The 16370-nt window shown below is 57.3% G+C and carries 31 protein-coding genes and 3 tRNA genes; 26 read left to right on the top strand and 8 right to left on the bottom strand.

From position 1 onward, the window contains the following. Positions 1-85: 85 nt before the first annotated feature. Genes AB7F10_RS14880 through AB7F10_RS14865 form a run of 4 tightly spaced genes read left to right on the top strand, consistent with a single transcriptional unit; the run spans position 86 to position 3740 of the window. Entirely contained in the window at positions 86-577 is a 492-nt protein-coding gene (locus AB7F10_RS14880; RefSeq protein WP_428561700.1) for a hypothetical protein, read from the top strand. Further along, positions 577-1845 carry a hypothetical protein gene (locus tag AB7F10_RS14875; protein ID WP_428561702.1) on the top strand — a complete coding sequence of 423 codons (1269 nt, stop codon included), beginning with the start codon at positions 577-579 and terminating at the stop codon, positions 1843-1845. The genes AB7F10_RS14880 and AB7F10_RS14875 overlap by 1 nt, the downstream gene beginning before the upstream one ends. A gap of 23 nt (positions 1846-1868) precedes the next feature. Beyond that, entirely contained in the window at positions 1869-2279 is a 411-nt protein-coding gene (locus AB7F10_RS14870) for a GNAT family N-acetyltransferase (protein WP_428561704.1), read from the top strand. A gap of 6 nt (positions 2280-2285) precedes the next feature. Continuing rightward, positions 2286-3740 carry a terminase gene (locus tag AB7F10_RS14865; protein WP_428561706.1) on the top strand — a complete coding sequence of 485 codons (1455 nt, stop codon included), beginning with the start codon at positions 2286-2288 and terminating at the stop codon, positions 3738-3740. On the opposite strand, the gene AB7F10_RS14860 is transcribed toward AB7F10_RS14865, so the two are convergent. The 8 genes from AB7F10_RS14860 to AB7F10_RS14825 all read right to left on the bottom strand — a co-directional run bounded on the left by AB7F10_RS14860 (position 3741) and on the right by AB7F10_RS14825 (position 6332). Beyond that, positions 3741-3962 carry a hypothetical protein gene (locus AB7F10_RS14860; RefSeq protein ID WP_428561708.1) on the bottom strand — a complete coding sequence of 74 codons (222 nt, stop codon included), beginning with the start codon at positions 3960-3962 and terminating at the stop codon, positions 3741-3743. Continuing rightward, positions 3959-4378, bottom strand: coding sequence for a hypothetical protein (locus tag AB7F10_RS14855; protein ID WP_428587178.1), 420 nt, complete (start codon positions 4376-4378; stop codon positions 3959-3961). Before AB7F10_RS14855 ends, AB7F10_RS14860 begins: the two co-directional genes overlap by 4 nt. Then, positions 4362-4658, bottom strand: coding sequence for a hypothetical protein (locus AB7F10_RS14850; RefSeq protein WP_428561712.1), 297 nt, complete (start codon positions 4656-4658; stop codon positions 4362-4364). The genes AB7F10_RS14855 and AB7F10_RS14850 overlap by 17 nt, the downstream gene beginning before the upstream one ends. After that, the gene (locus tag AB7F10_RS14845; protein ID WP_428561714.1) at positions 4651-5022 is read right to left on the bottom strand and encodes a hypothetical protein; all 372 of its coding nucleotides are present in this window, start codon (positions 5020-5022) and stop codon (positions 4651-4653) included. The genes AB7F10_RS14850 and AB7F10_RS14845 overlap by 8 nt, the downstream gene beginning before the upstream one ends. After that, the gene (locus AB7F10_RS14840) at positions 5019-5339 is read right to left on the bottom strand and encodes a helix-turn-helix transcriptional regulator (protein ID WP_428561716.1); all 321 of its coding nucleotides are present in this window, start codon (positions 5337-5339) and stop codon (positions 5019-5021) included. The genes AB7F10_RS14845 and AB7F10_RS14840 overlap by 4 nt, the downstream gene beginning before the upstream one ends. Positions 5340-5448: 109 nt before the next feature. Further along, positions 5449-5688, bottom strand: coding sequence for a hypothetical protein (locus AB7F10_RS14835; protein WP_428561718.1), 240 nt, complete (start codon positions 5686-5688; stop codon positions 5449-5451). A 73-nt stretch (positions 5689-5761) separates the two neighbouring features. Then, positions 5762-5836, bottom strand: a tRNA-Thr gene (locus AB7F10_RS14830). Between the two features lie 25 nt (positions 5837-5861). Next, positions 5862-6332 (bottom strand): DUF6647 family protein, encoded by a 471-nt coding sequence (locus tag AB7F10_RS14825; RefSeq protein ID WP_428561720.1) that lies wholly within the window; start codon positions 6330-6332, stop codon positions 5862-5864. A gap of 727 nt (positions 6333-7059) precedes the next feature. Here AB7F10_RS14825 and AB7F10_RS14820 point away from each other — a divergent pair. The 22 genes from AB7F10_RS14820 to AB7F10_RS14715 all read left to right on the top strand — a co-directional run bounded on the left by AB7F10_RS14820 (position 7060) and on the right by AB7F10_RS14715 (position 16369). Beyond that, on the top strand, positions 7060-7377 hold the full coding sequence (locus AB7F10_RS14820; RefSeq protein ID WP_428561722.1) for a hypothetical protein: 318 nt from the start codon (positions 7060-7062) through the stop codon (positions 7375-7377). Between the two features lie 601 nt (positions 7378-7978). After that, positions 7979-8746 (top strand): hypothetical protein, encoded by a 768-nt coding sequence (locus AB7F10_RS14815; protein ID WP_428561724.1) that lies wholly within the window; start codon positions 7979-7981, stop codon positions 8744-8746. Between the two features lie 510 nt (positions 8747-9256). After that, positions 9257-9517: a hypothetical protein gene (locus AB7F10_RS14810; protein WP_428561726.1), complete on the top strand. Its 261-nt coding sequence runs from the start codon at positions 9257-9259 to the stop codon at positions 9515-9517. A gap of 7 nt (positions 9518-9524) precedes the next feature. Next, positions 9525-10217 (top strand): hypothetical protein, encoded by a 693-nt coding sequence (locus AB7F10_RS14805; RefSeq protein WP_428587176.1) that lies wholly within the window; start codon positions 9525-9527, stop codon positions 10215-10217. Between the two features lie 132 nt (positions 10218-10349). Next, positions 10350-10526: a hypothetical protein gene (locus AB7F10_RS14800; protein WP_428561730.1), complete on the top strand. Its 177-nt coding sequence runs from the start codon at positions 10350-10352 to the stop codon at positions 10524-10526. 258 nt (positions 10527-10784) lie between these two features. After that, positions 10785-10861 (top strand) — tRNA-Pro (locus tag AB7F10_RS14795). Between the two features lie 17 nt (positions 10862-10878). Beyond that, positions 10879-10951: transfer RNA gene (locus AB7F10_RS14790), tRNA-Arg, on the top strand. Between the two features lie 80 nt (positions 10952-11031). Next, a complete protein-coding gene (locus AB7F10_RS14785; protein ID WP_428561732.1) occupies positions 11032-11334 on the top strand; it encodes a hypothetical protein in 303 nt (100 codons plus the stop codon). A gap of 306 nt (positions 11335-11640) precedes the next feature. Beyond that, complete coding sequence (locus AB7F10_RS14780) at positions 11641-11925, top strand: hypothetical protein (protein ID WP_428561734.1); 285 nt, start codon at positions 11641-11643, stop codon at positions 11923-11925. Positions 11926-12031: 106 nt separating this feature from the next. Next, entirely contained in the window at positions 12032-12220 is a 189-nt protein-coding gene (locus tag AB7F10_RS14775) for a hypothetical protein (protein ID WP_428561736.1), read from the top strand. Positions 12221-12423: 203 nt separating this feature from the next. Continuing rightward, the gene (locus tag AB7F10_RS14770; protein WP_428561738.1) at positions 12424-12657 is read left to right on the top strand and encodes a hypothetical protein; all 234 of its coding nucleotides are present in this window, start codon (positions 12424-12426) and stop codon (positions 12655-12657) included. 3 nt (positions 12658-12660) lie between these two features. Then, positions 12661-12924, top strand: coding sequence for a hypothetical protein (locus tag AB7F10_RS14765; protein ID WP_428561740.1), 264 nt, complete (start codon positions 12661-12663; stop codon positions 12922-12924). After that, a complete protein-coding gene (locus AB7F10_RS14760; protein WP_428561742.1) occupies positions 12921-13193 on the top strand; it encodes a hypothetical protein in 273 nt (90 codons plus the stop codon). Before AB7F10_RS14765 ends, AB7F10_RS14760 begins: the two co-directional genes overlap by 4 nt. Continuing rightward, positions 13190-13528, top strand: coding sequence for a hypothetical protein (locus AB7F10_RS14755; protein WP_428561744.1), 339 nt, complete (start codon positions 13190-13192; stop codon positions 13526-13528). The genes AB7F10_RS14760 and AB7F10_RS14755 overlap by 4 nt, the downstream gene beginning before the upstream one ends. A gap of 121 nt (positions 13529-13649) precedes the next feature. Beyond that, entirely contained in the window at positions 13650-13889 is a 240-nt protein-coding gene (locus AB7F10_RS14750) for a hypothetical protein (RefSeq protein WP_428561745.1), read from the top strand. Next, positions 13886-14143, top strand: coding sequence for a hypothetical protein (locus tag AB7F10_RS14745; protein ID WP_428561747.1), 258 nt, complete (start codon positions 13886-13888; stop codon positions 14141-14143). The genes AB7F10_RS14750 and AB7F10_RS14745 overlap by 4 nt, the downstream gene beginning before the upstream one ends. 24 nt (positions 14144-14167) lie before the next feature. Further along, positions 14168-14602 (top strand): DUF6878 family protein, encoded by a 435-nt coding sequence (locus AB7F10_RS14740; RefSeq protein ID WP_428561749.1) that lies wholly within the window; start codon positions 14168-14170, stop codon positions 14600-14602. After that, a complete protein-coding gene (locus AB7F10_RS14735) occupies positions 14602-14982 on the top strand; it encodes a DUF6915 family protein (RefSeq protein ID WP_428561751.1) in 381 nt (126 codons plus the stop codon). The genes AB7F10_RS14740 and AB7F10_RS14735 overlap by 1 nt, the downstream gene beginning before the upstream one ends. A 29-nt stretch (positions 14983-15011) precedes the next feature. Next, positions 15012-15173 (top strand): hypothetical protein, encoded by a 162-nt coding sequence (locus tag AB7F10_RS14730; RefSeq protein WP_428561753.1) that lies wholly within the window; start codon positions 15012-15014, stop codon positions 15171-15173. Positions 15174-15491: 318 nt separating this feature from the next. Further along, the gene (locus tag AB7F10_RS14725; protein ID WP_428561755.1) at positions 15492-15893 is read left to right on the top strand and encodes a hypothetical protein; all 402 of its coding nucleotides are present in this window, start codon (positions 15492-15494) and stop codon (positions 15891-15893) included. Between the two features lies 1 nt (position 15894). Continuing rightward, positions 15895-16167, top strand: coding sequence for a hypothetical protein (locus AB7F10_RS14720; protein ID WP_428561757.1), 273 nt, complete (start codon positions 15895-15897; stop codon positions 16165-16167). Between the two features lie 34 nt (positions 16168-16201). After that, positions 16202-16369, top strand: coding sequence for a hypothetical protein (locus AB7F10_RS14715; RefSeq protein WP_428561759.1), 168 nt, complete (start codon positions 16202-16204; stop codon positions 16367-16369). Position 16370: the final 1 nt, after the last annotated feature.

Below are 16370 nucleotides of genomic sequence, written 5' to 3'. Positions count from 1 at the left end.
ACCCAGAACTCTACTGTTGTCATCGGCCTTCAGATAGATTAGATGCCAGTAGTTGTAAAGTATTGAAAGGTATCGGGAAAGTAAAATGTCGGCAACCGCACCTGCCGTTATTTCCGACCAGGATCAGAAATACATCAGGCTCGCTCGCGAAATCGTAACTAATCTATACGATATCGAAACAATACTAAAAAACAACAAGATCACTCAAAACGAGTGGAACAAGATCCAGGCAGACCCCGCGTTTATCAAGTTGGCGGCGAGTGAAGCCGCAGCCTGGCACAGCGCCGGCAACACACTGGATCGCACCAAACTTAAAGCCGGCGCCATGATCGAAGAGTGGTTGCCCGAAGCGTACGCGCGCATGCACGACCGCGCAGAGTCGCTCGCCGCAAAAACTGAGCTCGCGAAACTCATCTCGCGCATCGCTGGTGTCGGTTTGAACGACGCTTCCGTCGCGGGCGGCGGCGAAGGCGTGAAGATCACGATCAACCTCGGCCAGGACGCGAACCTGAAGTTCGAAAAGGTTGTTACCCCGAAAGTAATCGAAGCCACACCCACAAGAACCAGCGAGGATTGATGGCCACCCCACCGGTTTCGGATGACGAGATCAGAACCACCGTCGAAGCCTACATCGCGAATAACAAAAACCAGGTCAAAACCGCCAACGCGCTTGGCTGCTCGCGGGCTCGCGTGCAGGACCACATCAAAAAAGCTTCCGAGCGAGGCATGCTCGGATTTGACCCGGTTCTTGATGGTTATCGCATCAAGAAGATCACGACAGTCAGTGATCAGAACGGCCAAAAAGTCCGAGAGTTCATCCAGCAGGTCCAAGAGTTGGGCGGCAAATTCGAGGTGCCCGACGACCACTTCGTCCGGGAAATCTCGGCTTATACAGATGCCCAGGGCAACCTGATCGGCAAATGGACAAAAACTTCACTCGATCGCGGCGACGAGGCCATGATCGAGGCCCTCAAGAAGACCTTCGCGGAATACAGCGGCACGTCGCCACTCGTTCCGGCTCCGAAAAAATCTGACGCTGATCTGTTAAGCGTCTACCCGATCGCCGACCAGCACAACGGTCTCCTCGCGTGGGGGCCCGAGTCGGGTGAGGATTACGACCTAAAGATCGGCGCAGACCGGTTGCGATCGAGTATCGCCCGGCTCGTAGAGCAGTCGCCGGCTAGCGAGACCGCGGTGGTGCTCAACCTCGGTGACTGGCAGCACACCGACGACGCCAAGAACATGACGCCCCGGTCGGGCAACATCCTGGACGTCGACAGCCGGTATTTTAAAATCCTGATCACCGGCGTTCAGCTGATGATCGACTGCATCGTCTTGGCTTTGAAAAAGCACAAGAAGGTCATCGTAAGGAACATCCCTGGTAACCACGACCCACACGCCTCGATCGCGCTCACTGTGGCGCTGTCAGCATTCTTCGCCAACAACCCCCGCGTTCAGGTCGACGTCGACCCCTCAGATTTCTTCTTTTATCGGTTCGGGAAGACACTCATCGGTGCGACGCATGGGCACAAGCTCAAGCCGGATCGCATGGCGATGGTGATGGCGTCGGTTCGGAAACAGGACTGGGGTGAGACCGACTTCCACTATTTCTACTTTGGCCACATCCACCACGAAACCGTGAAGGAAGTCGGCGGCGTGCGGTGCGAGAGCTTCCAGACGCTCTCTGCCCGAGACGCGCACCACACGGGCGCTGGCTACACGTCCGGCCAGTCCATCACCTCGATCACGATCGACAAAGACCAAGGTGAGATCGGCCGGCACCGCGTGAACCTACCCGCTCCCCCCTATCCAAAGTTTGACTTCAAATGGCGCGACGCAGCGTAACCCCCCGCTATCGCATTCGGAGGGTGGATGGCGACGACGAGATCGTCGCTGAAGACCTTGCGATGCTCCACCAGTTCACATTCGGCGACACCGCCCCAATGCCCAATTTCAGCGTCGGGGAATGGTGGCTCGCGACGTGCGGTGACACACCCGTCGGCTTTGCCGGCATGCAGAAAAGCACGGTGGTCCCCAACGCTGGCTACTTCTCCCGCGTCGGGGTGCTGAAGTCTCACCGAGGCCGCAACCTACAAGCTCGTTTTATGCAAGCGCTCGAGCGGCGTGCGCGAGTGCACGGTTGGCGCTGCATGATCAGTGACACCACCGAAAACCCGCCATCGGCCAACTGCTTCATCCGAATGGGTTGGAAGACCTTTGATCCGAAGGTCCGGTGGTCGTTCCCCTCCGCAATCTACTGGCGCAAGTTCCTCGATTAACCCACCATGACTGACATCCAGTACAACGCGTCGCTGACGTGCGCGCGGTTCATGAAGAACGAGTCGTTCGGACGTGTGATCGCCGGCCCTGTGGGCTCCGGCAAGACCGTCTCGTGTATTTTTGAGCTGCTGCGGCGGGCATGCGAGCAGACGCCCGGCGATGACGGACTGCGCTACACGCGCTTCGCAATTGTCCGGCAGACGCTGAAACAGCTCAAAGATACAGTGCTCAAGGATATCGTCGAGTGGCTCGAGGGTGTCGCCCAGTACAAAGTCAGCGACAGCACGATTTACATCGAGATCGGCGACGTCAGGTCCGAATGGATCTTGATCCCGCTCGATAACCCAGAAGACCAGCGCCGGCTTCTCTCGATGCAGCTAACCGGAGCGTGGATGAGCGAAGCGATCGAGATGGACATCAACCTGGTGGCGCCACTTTCTGGTCGTATCGGCCGATATCCGAGCGGGCGCTCTGGGGCTGCGAACTGGTCGGGTATCATCGCCGACACCAACATGCCGGCCGAGGGCAGCGACTGGCACAAATTCATGACAGAGGGCCTGCCGGCCAACTGGTCGGCGTTTTTCCAGCCCAGCGGCCTCTCTGAGGACGCCGAAAACCTGAATTACCTCAACCAGACACCCGACACGAAAGCGCTGCCGCTCAACCATCCTGACCGGATCGCCCGCGGCAAGCTCTACTACAAGCGCTTCGTCGACATGTACGGTGAAGAGTCGGACTGGGTGAAGCGCTATGTCAAGGCTGAATTCGGTGACGACCCGTCCGGAACAGCTGTGTTCCGCACCAGCTTCCGGCAGTCGTTCCACGTCGTCGAAGGCCTCGAGCCAATCTTCGGACACCCTCTCCTGATCGGTCAAGATTTCGGGCGCGACCCATGCAGTGTGATCTGCCAGGTCGACCACCGCGGCCGCCTTCTCGTGCTCGAGGAAGTCGCCGCAGAAGATATCGGCCTCGAGCAGCACATCGAGCAGAAGCTCAAGCCGGTGCTAAACCAAGAGCGCTATCTGGGGCGTCCGCTCGCCATGATCGGTGACCCATCCGGCGTGTCCAAAAGCTCGATCTACGAAGAGACGACGTTCGACGTGCTCAAGCGCATGGGCTTCGCGGCATACCCGGCGCCGACTAACGACATCGACCCGCGCATCCGGGCCGTCGAGGCCTGGCTGATGAAGCAGTCCGATGGCGGTGGTGCGATCCTGTTTGATAAACTGCGGTGCCCGACACTCATCCGAGCAATGGGCGGTGGCTACCGTTACGCAAAGACGAAGTCAGGGCAGCGTAAACCTCTCCCCGACAAGAACGAGTACTCGCACATCGCGGACGCGCTACAGTACGCGTGCTTGGCAGCTCATGGTCGAATGACTGAGATGATGGCCCGGAGGCTTACCCGCAGGGTAGCAAACGACAACGGCGTTCGGGCGAGCGCCGCCGGCTGGACCTGATCAGTTCATAGTCTTCTTTTTGTAGTACTGATTTCGGTCTTTGAGGAAATCGCGCCACTCGCGATCGAAGTCCTCGTTGGAAAATTTCTTGCCGAGTCGGCGCTGCGCTCGCCGGTTAATATCTTCCCACTCGATCTTGTCGAACTCGTACATCCGGATCGACTGGACCCAATCGATCCAGTCGTCCAGGCATTCGATAATAACGGCCGCGCTCTGCTTCACGCCGCAACTTTTGTCAGAAGTGTCGTCATGGCATGGCTAATTGCATAGGCGTATGCCTCGTCAGTATCAGCCGTGTGCGGCATGCCGGCCCAGTCCTGGAACATGTGCCGGACGGCGTGTATAAGTTCGTGGGCGAGCGCTCCGTATTCCTTGGCTGTTTCTGGCGCCCTCGGAAGCCACACCACCGGGCACTTCCCACGCCGGTGGAAGTGCATGCCCAGCTGCCCGCTATACTCCCAGTCAAACGTTGGATCGTCCATATGCCAGCGGACGTAATCACCGATCTCCTTGCCAGGTCCGACAGCAAAAATAATTTCGAAGTCGAACATCCCAAAGTGAACAGAGTGGAGCGCGAGGCTGTGGCGTTTTGCGACTTGTTTGTGTGTCAGAGGTTTTTTCTTACGCCGCGTCGCCATCGTCCTCTGGTCTCCTCGCGTCGTATCGCTGCTGCGCCATCTCCCACTGCAAGTCGCCGACCGCGGCGAACAGGGTGTGGCCTGATCTGAGCGGGCTCTTCGCCCACCCCAAATTTGTGCTCTCGTCATAATAGAGCTCCGCGGCCGCGACGCCCTGGAGGCGTCCGTCATGCGCCGCATCGAGCAGGTGCTCGAGGTACTCGATCAGCTCAACGCACGGCTGCCGGCTCGCATCGCGGGTCGTGTCCGTCGTCTTAGAAAACGGGATGACGTTAGTCACTGAGCTCCCCCGTCACCGCGAGCTCGTTGATCGCGTACCAAGCAACTAGGGCCCGAGCCGCGTGCGCCCGGTAGAGCGTCCACCGCTGAACCGTGCTGTAGTGCGGCGGTTCCTTTTTAGCCCGCTCTTCCGGCTCATAGAGCTCGGCGTCGTGGTATGTCAGCTCGACATCGGCATACACTGGCGTGTCCGGGTCATGCCCGAACTGGGTGCACATGCGCCTAGCGACCTTCTCGATCTTTGCGTCGAACCGCCGGCGCTCTTGGATCGACTCGGTGAGGTTCTTCACGGTGTCGAGTGACATGAACGTGTCGACGACATGCTCAGCGAACACATTGCGCGCCATGTTGTTCGCGCTGCTCATGCGGCGTCTTTCGCGTAGTCGACGCCAACGGTGGCTACACTGTCGGGCGCGTTATCGTTTGCTGGTTCGTCAGGCTGGCTGGCGCCGGGCGTCACGCGGCAGCGGGAGATCCACTCCTGCACGTCGCTCGGGCGGTAGAACACTGCCTTACCGAGCTTGACGTACGCGGGGCCTTCGCCCTTGCTGCGCCAAACTGTGAGCGTCGATGGGGTTACGCCGATCGCGAGGGCAACCTCGTCTTCGGTCTTGATGTCGAAATCAAAGCGAAGCTGTGTCGCCCGACCTTCGAGTTCTTCTGTTGTGGGTTTTGTACTCATTCACCTATCCAGTGGTTTGGACAGGCTTCACTTAAGGCAGCGCGACTCTTGCCGTAAGAGTATTACACCCCACACACTTTCGGTTTTTAGTGCGGAGACTCTTGTGAAATCACGATCCAGACCCACCAGCGATGATCGCCGGCAGCCACTCCCGCTCGATCCGGAATACGTCACACACGAACTCCGGATCGGTGCCCATCGCGATTGAACGGCGGATGCGCTCCTTGTCGAGCTCAGAGAGATCCTCGATCGACCGCGGCGCCGTTACGGGCGGTACGGAGTTGAGCTCTTCTTCGGTGTCCACAACGATTGTCACGAAGCGTGGTTTTCTTTTCTCGGGGTCTGGCATGGGCCGAATTTAACCCATGCGATGGTTACTTCAAGGTTACAGTTACTTTTTTGACACCCAGAATTTCTGGGAATGGAGCCCGCTGAGGGGATCAAACCCTCGACCTTCGGTTTACAAAACCGCTGCTCTACCGCTGAGCTAAACGGGCAATCTCTATAGCTCAGATCCTGTGCTCAAAACCCACTGCACGACGCAGCCAGGAGCATCACCGTCATAGGGTCAGACTTCATCCCGCGGCCGGTGGCGGTGACGAACTTGTCCTGCACCGCATAAGCCTCGGGCTCGAGCGAGCCAGGACACTGGTCGCCCTTGCCGGCGGCGAACTGCTGAAAATGCACGAGCTCGTGCACCAAGATGAAGTCGTCGCGACCCGGCATGAAGTCGGTGCCCATAAAGATTGCACCATCATACGCTAGCGCCTTCACACACCCGATATCGCAGCGCTTGTCCTGGCCGTCGTAGTGCTCACGGTAGAAGATCTTGTTGAGCTCTTCGGGCGTCTTGATCACGACCTTGGGAAATTCCGTCGACTTGTAGTCGGTAACTAGACGCACGAACGCGTTCAAGTCGGGCATGCGGGCCTCGATCTGCGATCGCAGATCCTGGTCGTTGGCCCAACCTTGGCCCGCCGCCAGCAGGGTCATTCCGGCCACCATCACACCACGCAACCACCACACGGCCTGGACCCCTGCGCCAACTGCTCTTCGGTGTAAGTGGGGCGAATACTTGGAGTGTCAAGTATAGTTATAGTATCTTCAAAGTATCCGATGGTTTTTCTAGGCTCCGTATTACTTGGGGCCCCAAACAAGGGCCGCCCCACCCCCCGGCCCCCCTGTCCAGTTACCCCGGTGGGTAGCCCCCCTCCCCGGACCTAGGGTGTAAGGCGCAAGTCATTGAAACGACAAGCGAATTACCAGCCCCGGCTGCGGCTAAAAACGCCAGCGCGAAAGCGTGACCGGGCAATTCCGTAAGGTGACGGGGAGTAACGACCTCGGTGCCGAAAGAGACGGAACACTCCACAAGGGCGGGGAAACCGGCGGTGGCCGGCTAGTACTAGGCTCTACAGGGTGCGGTCTATTCGGAAGATAGACTGATTAGGGGCATATGAACCCATGCGGCGGAGCAACGGATACTGCTACCCGACTAGGTAGCACACCGGCCGGTCACGTTCCCGGCACAACCGCGAGATGGCGAGCATCACTGCACCCGCGAGGGGACCATACCACCCACGGATGGTCCGGGCTTGCGAATGGCGGCCCGGACCATCTGACCATTAAAAGCGAAAGCATCGAATTACTGCGGCCCGGCGCTGCCTATAAGCCCGCTCTTTTGGTGCTTTCACCTTTGATGGTCAAAACATACGAGGGTGCAATGGCTAACCGATCAATGGAAGCGAAGGCTTCGCGCGCTCGGCGCCAACGCATCGACGCCGCGAACCATGAAATGCTCAAGCCTGCTTACCGCACGGGTAAACCGGTGGTGCCGAGCTATGACCTTTCGATGGTCAAGCGGTATCCGACCGGACAAGCTGCGACGCGCGAAGGCGAGATGAATTCCATCGTGCGGCGGACTGGTAAGGGCGGACGCTGGATGGCCCATAAGACCTACGGCAACGGCGAGCGTCTGGTATTCGGTGGTGCGATTTCGCAGGCTCAGGGCGGGAGCGCACTCATCCGCGGCAGCCGCTAGCGGTTACTTGGTGGTTACAGGGTGGTGTTTGGTTACACTAATGTTTATTCTCTATTCTCTATTCTCTATTTATATACACCCCTAGCAATTTTTCGGGCGATGACCCGGTGGTGCGACGGCCACCATCACACCACCTAGGGCTACCCTGTTTTGAAAATAGAGAATAGAGAATTAAAAAATATCAAGTCAAATCAATGACTTGTAATTCTCTATTCTCTATCCGTAATTCTCGCGAAACCCGTAACTTTCGCGCAACTCACAACAAAAATTTTTACCACATTCTTCCGCCATACTTGCGCCACATAATTCAACCTGCGCGAGCATCGAGCGGATAATTACTCGAAAGTTAAAGTTTTGCGATTGTGTCGAACTACGAATAATTAACTGTTCAAATTGTGGCGACACTCTCGAATGTAATCCCGATGTTACTTGCAAAAGTAACATGACAATTACGTTGCACTTGATGTGTGACGTTTAGTAATTGGTCGGCTGAGACCGACCAATGCCGCCTGAGATTGATCGAAGAGCGGCCAACACAAGCGCGCACTCACTGAACCACCCCAAAAGGGAGTGAGCCGCGCTGCAACCCACAGGAGTAAGTATGGTCTCTCTGAAACACAGCACTCAGAACGACACGCGCCTTCGCGACTTCATGTCCGATGTGCGCGAGTTCGGTCGCCAGTCGGCGCAGGGGCGTGACGCCCTGCCGATGCTCGCCGTCGCCGCGGTTCGCGCCGCGCACGAAGGCGTGATCTCGCTGGACAAAGACAGCGAGGGCATCGATGACGCCAAGCGCATGTTCGACGAGTACACCAAGGCCGAAGGCGCCAAGGCGGTGCACGAGCGCACTGCCGGCGGCATGCGTGCCAACGTGTCGAAACTGCGCAAGCTCGTCCAGATGGGCACGCTCACCTACTGCGATCCGGTGGACGTGCTCAATCGTGCGGTCATCATGCGTCGCGAGACGCTGGCCGCCGACCCGAAGTCTGCCGTCAAGCCCGCTTATGCGTTCTACGTGGACACGGCGCGGGCGCAGATCGAGCAGGACAGCGCACTCACCGACGACCAGCTCAAGGCTGTGATGGCCAAGCCCGAAGGCGCTGAGAAGACCGTCGAAGGTCAGCTCGAACGCGCGAAGAAGATCCTCGACGATCTCATCTCGGGCGAGAACGGCCTCACCGACAAGTCCCCGGAAGTCATGGCTGCGCACGAGCAGATCACGTCCCGCATCGGCCAGATCATGGCGCTGAAGGACCGCCAGGCGCTGCTCGACAAGGCGGCCGAGCTCGGCCTCACCGTCGTCGATCCGGCGGCGAGTGAGACCGCCGAGCAGGTTGCGTCCGACACGGCCGAAGCCGTCGCGGCGTAACCCACACGCTACCTAGCGAAGTAGCCGGGCCTCCCCTCCCCCAGTTCCCAAGCCCGGTCACAGCCCCGCTGCACGGGGAGGATCGTGCAGCGGGGCACCTGATCCCGGTACTCACAACGACCTAGGGCGATAGCGCATTACCGGGGCGCTGCCCGGCGATGGTCACATAGGCACCCTTAGGGAATTTTCGTCCGAGTAAAAAGAAGGACGACATAGGTTACGCGCACCCAAAGCGCGCGTGCTGGGCACCACACGAAAAGGCCCAACTTCATCAGCGAGCCGATACCGACCAGCAGGTGCGGAGCGAGCCGCATACGCAAGAGCGGCGCGTGTGTCTGAACTGGAAGGCAGGGGCAGAACGACAAAACGTCCTAATGCCGATCGGCTCACTCATGAAGTTGCGCACTCACAGCCGGCGCTCGATTTGTGTCGGTGTCACTTGTGACGAGCAACGCTACTCGATGGGGTAACGGCGCGATGCCAAAAAGGAATAAGGCGCTCGACTACCGCATGCTCGATCTGTTGCGTCGCACGGATCACGAGTACCCCGCATCGCGGATCGACGGTGATGAACTGCTGCGTGCTATCGCGCCCCTCTCAAAAGAGAAACAAGCCGCGATCGTGCACATCGTGTGCAGAGTCTGTCCGGCGGCGGTAGCAAACGCCGCCATCTCGCGCTGGGCCGCTGACAACACCGTCGCGGTTCAAAAATACATGGCACGCCGTGATTTGAAACGCGCACAAGAGAAAATGCGTAACCTTAAAAGGTAACACGAAAATGGAAGGCACAATCCCGAAGGGTTGGCACCGCCACGCTAACGGCGATGGACTGGTGCGAGATACGGCGCATGTGGATAATTCCGCATATGTCGGAAAAAACGCGCGGGTCACCGGCAATGCGCGGGTCACCGGTAATGCGCTGGTCACCGGCAATGCGCAGGTCACCGGCAATGCGCAGGTCACCGGCAATGTGTGGGTCACCGGCAATGCGCGGGTCACCGGTAATGCGCTGGTCACCGGCAATGCGCAGGTCTACGGCAATGCGCAGGTCACCGGCAATGCGCGGGTCTACGGCAATGCGCGGGTCACCGGTAATGCGCTGGTCTACGGCAATGCGCTGGTCACCGGTAATGCGCTGGTCTACGGTAATGCGCTGGTCTACGGCAATGCGCAGGTCTACGGCAATGCGCTGGTCACCGGTAATGCGCTGGTCGCTGCTTCGTTGATTTTTGCCTCGCGATCAGACCATTACACCTTCACATGCACGCTCGATAAAGCGGGCCACGCCGTCATTATCGCGGGGTGCAGATACTTCACGTTCAAAGAAGCGCGCACTCACTGGCGCAAAACCCGCAAGGGCACAGACCTGGGCCGTGAGAGTCTCTTGATCGTGGACCATCTGGAGAAGATGGCGCGCATCAGGAAGTGGCGGATTACCCCCAAGGGTAAGAGCGCTCCCAAGAAGAAGTAACTCAACCATCGGACCATCACATGAGCGAACTCATTACATCGTTGAAACGCGTGCTCGCCAGATGGCTGGGCACGAAACAAGCCAACGGTTTCTATCTTTGGCGCGGGAAGCTTTACCCGCCGGAGTAACAAAATGGCAGAACGCACCACAAGCGAGGAGTTCATCCTTGGCATCGCCGATGCGATCGCGCTGCGGCATGAGCTGGCGCAGGTAATCGAGGAGCTACTGGCTGACGAAGACTTCCCTAACAGTCCTTCGTGGGTCGCCCGCGAACTGCAACGTCGCTACGACATACGAAGGCGTAAATAACAACTTCAGAAGCGAGCTGGTCCGGCCGCAACGCTCTGGCTCAGCAGCGACGCAGCGGCTCTCGCAAGAGCAGGACCGCCCTCCTGGGACCAGTTCACTTCTGAAGTCTCGTACGTTTAAGAGCTTGGCGTTGATGATTGAAGAGCTGACAAACGGCGACACAGGCAGCATGCGTATCGCTAACAAATCAGCCTCCCTCCTCTTGTTTGGAGTCGAGGGAAACCGGCGGGTTTACCCGATCGGCAACGCCACCGTTTTCGGGGTGTGGCGCAGTCTGGTAGCGCGCCTGCTTTGGGAGCAGGAAGCCGCAGGTTCAAATCCTGCCACCCCGACCAATTTACTCTACGCGGATGCGCCCCTAGCTCAACGGATAGAGCATCGAAGTTCTAATTCGGCGGTTGCTGGTTCGAGTCCAGCGGGGCGCTCGCGCACTCATCGCACGCTGTGTGTATCAGTGTCATCTTCAATTCCGGCGCTACTTCGCCGGGTAACTTCGTGGCGAAATATGAGCAAACAAATACCGTTCGTCGATGTGGTGGACTTGGTGGAACACGCCAAGAAAAAGAAAGAAGAGCGCGTCGTGTTTCGTATTGAGAACGGCAAGATACGAAACGTGAAATCCCCCGAATATGCTCCCAACATCAATATCTGGATTGAACGCGGCCACGGCGGGTACTCGATCTTTCGCAACGAGCCGAACGGAGTAGCATCAACTCATACCGCAGTTTTTAGCGTGAGCGTGCCGGATAACTATTTGCTTCTACAATGTGCGATTAACGACATCCTCGCGCGCTACCCCTTCGAGTAACACCATGTCACCGACCAACGTAGTCGTAACCGACTTTATTCGCCCAGGTTTTGACGAAGACAAAAGTGTGTGGCTTCGGATCGAGAACGGTGAAGTGATAGAGGTCTATGGTAACAACAGTTACCCCAACGTCCATATATACAGACCGCGACAGCCCGACGAAGTTCAGTACCTGCTTTGGGTCAACATTTCAAAAGGACGGCACGGCGTCGAAGAATTTAGAGCCGGCAGTCTCTTTGAGCTTCAATGCATTCTGAATGACGTATTTCAGCGGTACGGCGAGTTGAGCGTGGGTAGGCCTGAACGATGATGAACGTCGACACCACGCAATTATTTGAGCGCCTCAACAGTGGTAGGCTGGGTGATACCCCGGTGCGTGTGGTCAATGGCAAGATCGTTTTTCTTGATCACTACAGCGACATGCCAAACCTGAACTTCGCGCACGCATTTCACAACACGCCAGTGAGGCTGTTTGCCAATATCTCAACCACCAAAGGCGACGTGGTGGATGAATTCATGACCGACAATCCGCTCGTGTTCCAATGCAAGTTCAACGAACTCCTGAAGCGCTATCCGCAGGTGGTGAGATGAAACTGCACGCTGGCACCTGCTTGTGAAATAACCCCGTGAGGTAGCGCGAACCACCGCACCATCTCACGCTCGAACCACCAAATACCTTACCCACAGGAGTAACACCATGGCGAAAGCCGCGGGCGGAAAGAACAAGAAGCAGGGGCGCTCCAAGAAGAGCCCCCAGAACCTGCGCTACATCAACGAGCGGCGCCACGCCAAGTCGCACGTCAAGCGCATCGAGAAGCACCTCAAGAAATTCCCCGACGATCCGATCGCCAAAGAAGCGCTCGTGAAGTGGAAGCGGGCTGCGTGATGAAGCCCAATAAACATTGGGTGTCGATCGCGCTTGTCATCGCAGCGGCCGCAATCGCCGTGTCTGGCCACGACGGCTGGGGATGGTGCCTGTTCCTCGTGTTCTGCATCGAGCCGTAAGATGACAAACCAAGAAAAACTGGATGCTCTCCCCGCTCAACTTCAGCTGCTGTTATCGAGCGCGGCCGCAGGCGCAAAGCCGCGGTGCTCGAATTGTTCCGCGCGCACTCACGCGAGCGCCGCGACGCCCAATATTACGAGCTGGGCGGCATCGTCAGGATGCGCATTTCTTGGGCCTGGCTGTCGGGCCTCGTTACTGGATTTGCGTTCATCGGCCTGTCGCTTGGTGGCGTGAACTCCACCTCGATCTGCATGTTCGCTGTTGCCGGCGTGTTCGGCTGGATGGCAACAAACAACAAGATTTACCCGCGGGAGTAACGCATGCGGCTCGACGATCTCGATTTCAAGGGTCAGTCCGGCTTTCGTTCATTCGATCTTTGGCGTGTTGCTGAAATTGATCGTGGCGCCGCTCATACAATTTATGTGTACCAGCCCACTGAGTCCAACAGCCAACAGCAACAAGGGCACTACGCAATATTGTGTGGTAAACTCGATATCGGTGGTGAAGGCGCATTTACCTGCATCCCACCATTACAAGCCCAGGCGATCATACTTGGGATACTCGATGGGAGCATCGAGACATGATCGACATCAGCAAACTCAATTTCGTCCCTTACGACACCGATTGGGAATACTGCTGCGTACGACGGAACCCGAAAACAAACATCTACCGGGCATCGCCGACCAACAACTCGATACCGCGGGATCGTTATCTGATCTACGTCGGTCCGGGTGAAGGTCGATGGTGGGGCAATGAATATGGCATCGAAACCGGTCATCGCTTGTCGTCGCTGACAATACTTGAAGCTACTGCGATTTTGATCGGACTTCTGAACGGAACCATCGAACCATGACACTCCCGTATCCGCCGGACCTCAGCCTGCCGGGCGGTAAGATGTACCCGTCGAAGAAGGGCATCGTTCCGTATTACGGGGTCACCGTCGGTGGATGGCATGTTTACTTGTTTGTACTACATCCCGGATCAGGTTCTTTAGATATTGGGCCGATGAATATGTGGTTCGTGTGGGCTCCGGCGATGCCGATCGAGAAAGCTTTTGTCGACGATGACGCCCGGTTAAGGGCGTACCGCATCACAAATATAGATAGCGCGGTGCAAGCGCTTTCTCTGTTTTACTACTACACCCAAAACCCAACCGAGATCATCACCCTTAAAAAGGGACGGCTATGAAACGCAAGCGCACTTCTGTTGCGCGCGATCTGCGCACGCCCAAATACAAAAAGCGCATCGTCCCCAACAAGAAGCGCGCGCACTCACGGCTCGCGTGCCGGCGCAACTCGGAGAAGTAACGGTGTCTGGCGAGCTTGGGTTTGTGTGGACTGGGCGCAACGTAATATTGCGCAACACCACGGAGGGGAGGATCGAGGTCTGGAAATCCGATACGCCAAACCTGTACTGGGCTTACTTCTATACGCCCGGCCTTGAAAGAAAATGGGAGGGTCCAGATAACGAAACATCATCTGGTGTCGGACCGTTGGAGGTCGTTAGCATCATTAAGTATCTCGAACAGGAATACGGCGAATTCAAATGAACGCCAAAGACTTAGAGGCGCATTTGGACGACGCCATAACGGAGATGGAAGAGAAATACGGCATCCCGCTTTATGGTGATCTCACCAAACGCGGCGCGCGAAAATGCGGAACATGCATCCACTTCAAACGCCACCCCGCGTTCAAAGCCAGCGGCGTGTGTAACCGCTCCTGGCGCAAGTACCTCCCTATCCGGCGACTCAAAACAACACGCGATTGGTGTTGGAAGTGGGTGCCCGACATGTCGAAAATCTGATTACCCACAGGAGTAATGAACCACATGGATGACAAATTCAAACGCGAGATCCTCGATCTTTTCAAGAAGCACGGCGTCATCAAGATCAAAGCGCACTTCTCCGGCGGCGGTGACGATGGCCAAGTCCACGACGTCGAAATCGACGGTATCGCCGACGCTGAAAAGGTGATCGTCGATTTGAACGGCTACCCAAAAGTGGCCGACGCGTTCTCCAATTTGCTGCCCACGATGTCTCTTAAAAAGATCGCAAAAGAGCTGGTGGAGTATCTGGCGGAAAACGTCCCGTTCGATTGGGTCAACGATGATGGCGGCAGCGGCGATATCATTGTCATCCCCGGCGAAGACTCGATCCGGGTCGAGGGCTACGAGAATTTCACCGCTTCGCGAGCGCTTCACTACGAGGTGTCGCCAGGTCGAAACTGGGAGCTTACCTATGAAGGCCCGATCCAGGCCGACTGATGGCTGACCCATACCACCACGCCAAATCGAGCGTGAAGAAGTGGGGCGGTAAGGTCGAGGACTATCTGGATATTCACATGTGGTTTGACGGTTCCAAGACCATCATGTGCGATTACCGCCATCGCGCACTCAGGCATCACGCTGAGGGGATCGCGCTCGCCGTGCAGCTCTTTGGGAGCGTCAGGAAGATCTCCACCGGACGTGAAGTGCCTGTCAGGTGGATCGGCGAGCAGCACGTCACGGAAGACTTCGGCTGGATACCGTCGTTTGTCGACTGGGCTCGAGCGATCAAGCACGAGTCGTGGATGGGGCGCGTGCCAGCGCTCGATGTGGACGGTTCAGACCCGCGAAGAAAACCATCGACCGTCGCGACGTTCTGAAACTCACGCGTTACCCAACGGGGTTACAGATGAAACTACTCGCCACACTCGTTTTGCTGTTCGTCATCATGGCTGCGTTCCCGCACGGTTTCGCCAGTTGGTATCAGATGATCGTCGTGTCGTTCATTACGATGCTCGCGATCGTAACGCTGCGCGGGCTTGTTGCTGTTCTTCGGGCGAAGAAACTATGAACATCGGCGATATTAAGTGGGATACACACAGAGCTGCCGGCGCTGCCGTAAAGGACTGGTCGATCGCCGTAAACACGCCGGTTGAATACGGCATTGATGTGTTTCGCAGGGAGAATTCGAGCACCGGCTTGACTGATCCCGGGCACTACTACGTTTCGTTTGTCGGAAGACAAAACGTCCCGCCGGCTTATCGGAGCGATGGAAACATATCGCCAGCGTTTCCGAACATGACAGCATTGGAGCTCCAGTGCCTTCTATCGGCGTGCGAACAATACGCCTTTTCTCTACCCACACCATCAAACCATGGAACCACCTCACATGGACGTCCGCTTCACCCCGACCGAGAAACAAGCTGACGCGATCATCGAGACCGCGGAGGCTCACGGCGCCAAGCTCTACCAGGACGGCGTGATCTGGCGCGTCGCCGACCAGCCACGCGAGACCTGGCTCTACGCTGGCATGTACGCCACAAAAGCTGCCGCGGCTCTTGCGTACTGCAACGAGTACGGTCTCGATGTTCCCGAGCTGAACCCCGAAGAACCCAAGACCTATCCGGGCAATTCCACGAAGACGATCGCACTGCGGTTTTTCGCGCTGATTGTCCTGCTTATGGCAGGCATCGGTGTTGGATCAGTGGTTCACGAAGTCGGACTTGCCCTCGTAAACGCCGTTTCGGGTGCGACCGTTGTCACTGACAGCAACGGTAACCCGGCGAGGTAACGTGAAGACGACCACGAACGTCGCTGAGTTTGTGTGGGGACCAGCGCCTAACAGGGATTGGCTCAAGGCGGCTAATACACCTACCGGACTTGCCGTCTATCGTTACGCCGGCGGCTACTCCGCTCGTGCTTTTAAGAATTATTGGGTCGGCCGTGACCATAGAGAGGCCGTGGCCCTGTTCAACGTCGATACCGAGTTCGAACTGCAATGCGCGGTCTACGCCGCACTGGAACGCATCAATGGCACGTCCGAAGAACCCACCTCCTCCACCTAAACCACTATCGAGACGCGAGAAGTTTCGCGCACTCATGGGCAAGCTGAGTGACGACGAGCAGCGCTGGATGATCGGATATTTCGCGCATATTCATTCTTGGGTGCTGCGCGACGCCAACGTCGCCGAGCTGGGCTACGAGCTCGCCGAAAAGCGTCGTATCGAGCGCGTCAAAGAACACCGCGAGAAGCTCGCTACTCAGTGAG

The organism is Pseudolabrys sp. (assembly GCF_050250095.1).
GTDB lineage: Bacteria > Pseudomonadota > Alphaproteobacteria > Rhizobiales > Xanthobacteraceae > Pseudolabrys.
This window is presented reverse-complemented; position numbering and strand designations above follow the sequence as displayed.

What these genes read in the sequence shown, in the direction of transcription:
- AB7F10_RS14780 (WP_428561734.1), top strand. Translation starts at nt 11,641, where the DNA reads ATGATGAACGTCGACACCACGCAATTATTTGAGCGCCTCAACAGTGGT.
- AB7F10_RS14865 (WP_428561706.1), top strand. Translation starts at nt 2,286, where the DNA reads ATGACTGACATCCAGTACAACGCGTCGCTGACGTGCGCGCGGTTCATG.
- AB7F10_RS14715 (WP_428561759.1), top strand. Translation starts at nt 16,202, where the DNA reads ATGGGCAAGCTGAGTGACGACGAGCAGCGCTGGATGATCGGATATTTC.
- AB7F10_RS14815 (WP_428561724.1), top strand. Translation starts at nt 7,979, where the DNA reads ATGGTCTCTCTGAAACACAGCACTCAGAACGACACGCGCCTTCGCGAC.
- AB7F10_RS14765 (WP_428561740.1), top strand. Translation starts at nt 12,661, where the DNA reads ATGCGGCTCGACGATCTCGATTTCAAGGGTCAGTCCGGCTTTCGTTCA.
- AB7F10_RS14735 (WP_428561751.1), top strand. Translation starts at nt 14,602, where the DNA reads ATGGCTGACCCATACCACCACGCCAAATCGAGCGTGAAGAAGTGGGGC.
- AB7F10_RS14785 (WP_428561732.1), top strand. Translation starts at nt 11,032, where the DNA reads ATGAGCAAACAAATACCGTTCGTCGATGTGGTGGACTTGGTGGAACAC.
- AB7F10_RS14730 (WP_428561753.1), top strand. Translation starts at nt 15,012, where the DNA reads ATGAAACTACTCGCCACACTCGTTTTGCTGTTCGTCATCATGGCTGCG.
- AB7F10_RS14855 (WP_428587178.1), bottom strand. Translation starts at nt 4,378, where the DNA reads ATGGCGACGCGGCGTAAGAAAAAACCTCTGACACACAAACAAGTCGCA.
- AB7F10_RS14800 (WP_428561730.1), top strand. Translation starts at nt 10,350, where the DNA reads ATGGCAGAACGCACCACAAGCGAGGAGTTCATCCTTGGCATCGCCGAT.
- AB7F10_RS14840 (WP_428561716.1), bottom strand. Translation starts at nt 5,339, where the DNA reads ATGAGTACAAAACCCACAACAGAAGAACTCGAAGGTCGGGCGACACAG.
- AB7F10_RS14760 (WP_428561742.1), top strand. Translation starts at nt 12,921, where the DNA reads ATGATCGACATCAGCAAACTCAATTTCGTCCCTTACGACACCGATTGG.
- AB7F10_RS14820 (WP_428561722.1), top strand. Translation starts at nt 7,060, where the DNA reads ATGGCTAACCGATCAATGGAAGCGAAGGCTTCGCGCGCTCGGCGCCAA.
- AB7F10_RS14745 (WP_428561747.1), top strand. Translation starts at nt 13,886, where the DNA reads ATGAACGCCAAAGACTTAGAGGCGCATTTGGACGACGCCATAACGGAG.
- AB7F10_RS14835 (WP_428561718.1), bottom strand. Translation starts at nt 5,688, where the DNA reads ATGCCAGACCCCGAGAAAAGAAAACCACGCTTCGTGACAATCGTTGTG.
- AB7F10_RS14810 (WP_428561726.1), top strand. Translation starts at nt 9,257, where the DNA reads ATGCTCGATCTGTTGCGTCGCACGGATCACGAGTACCCCGCATCGCGG.
- AB7F10_RS14740 (WP_428561749.1), top strand. Translation starts at nt 14,168, where the DNA reads ATGGATGACAAATTCAAACGCGAGATCCTCGATCTTTTCAAGAAGCAC.
- AB7F10_RS14880 (WP_428561700.1), top strand. Translation starts at nt 86, where the DNA reads ATGTCGGCAACCGCACCTGCCGTTATTTCCGACCAGGATCAGAAATAC.
- AB7F10_RS14805 (WP_428587176.1), top strand. Translation starts at nt 9,525, where the DNA reads ATGGAAGGCACAATCCCGAAGGGTTGGCACCGCCACGCTAACGGCGAT.
- AB7F10_RS14755 (WP_428561744.1), top strand. Translation starts at nt 13,190, where the DNA reads ATGACACTCCCGTATCCGCCGGACCTCAGCCTGCCGGGCGGTAAGATG.
- AB7F10_RS14725 (WP_428561755.1), top strand. Translation starts at nt 15,492, where the DNA reads ATGGACGTCCGCTTCACCCCGACCGAGAAACAAGCTGACGCGATCATC.
- AB7F10_RS14825 (WP_428561720.1), bottom strand. Translation starts at nt 6,332, where the DNA reads ATGACCCTGCTGGCGGCGGGCCAAGGTTGGGCCAACGACCAGGATCTG.
- AB7F10_RS14845 (WP_428561714.1), bottom strand. Translation starts at nt 5,022, where the DNA reads ATGAGCAGCGCGAACAACATGGCGCGCAATGTGTTCGCTGAGCATGTC.
- AB7F10_RS14775 (WP_428561736.1), top strand. Translation starts at nt 12,032, where the DNA reads ATGGCGAAAGCCGCGGGCGGAAAGAACAAGAAGCAGGGGCGCTCCAAG.
- AB7F10_RS14875 (WP_428561702.1), top strand. Translation starts at nt 577, where the DNA reads ATGGCCACCCCACCGGTTTCGGATGACGAGATCAGAACCACCGTCGAA.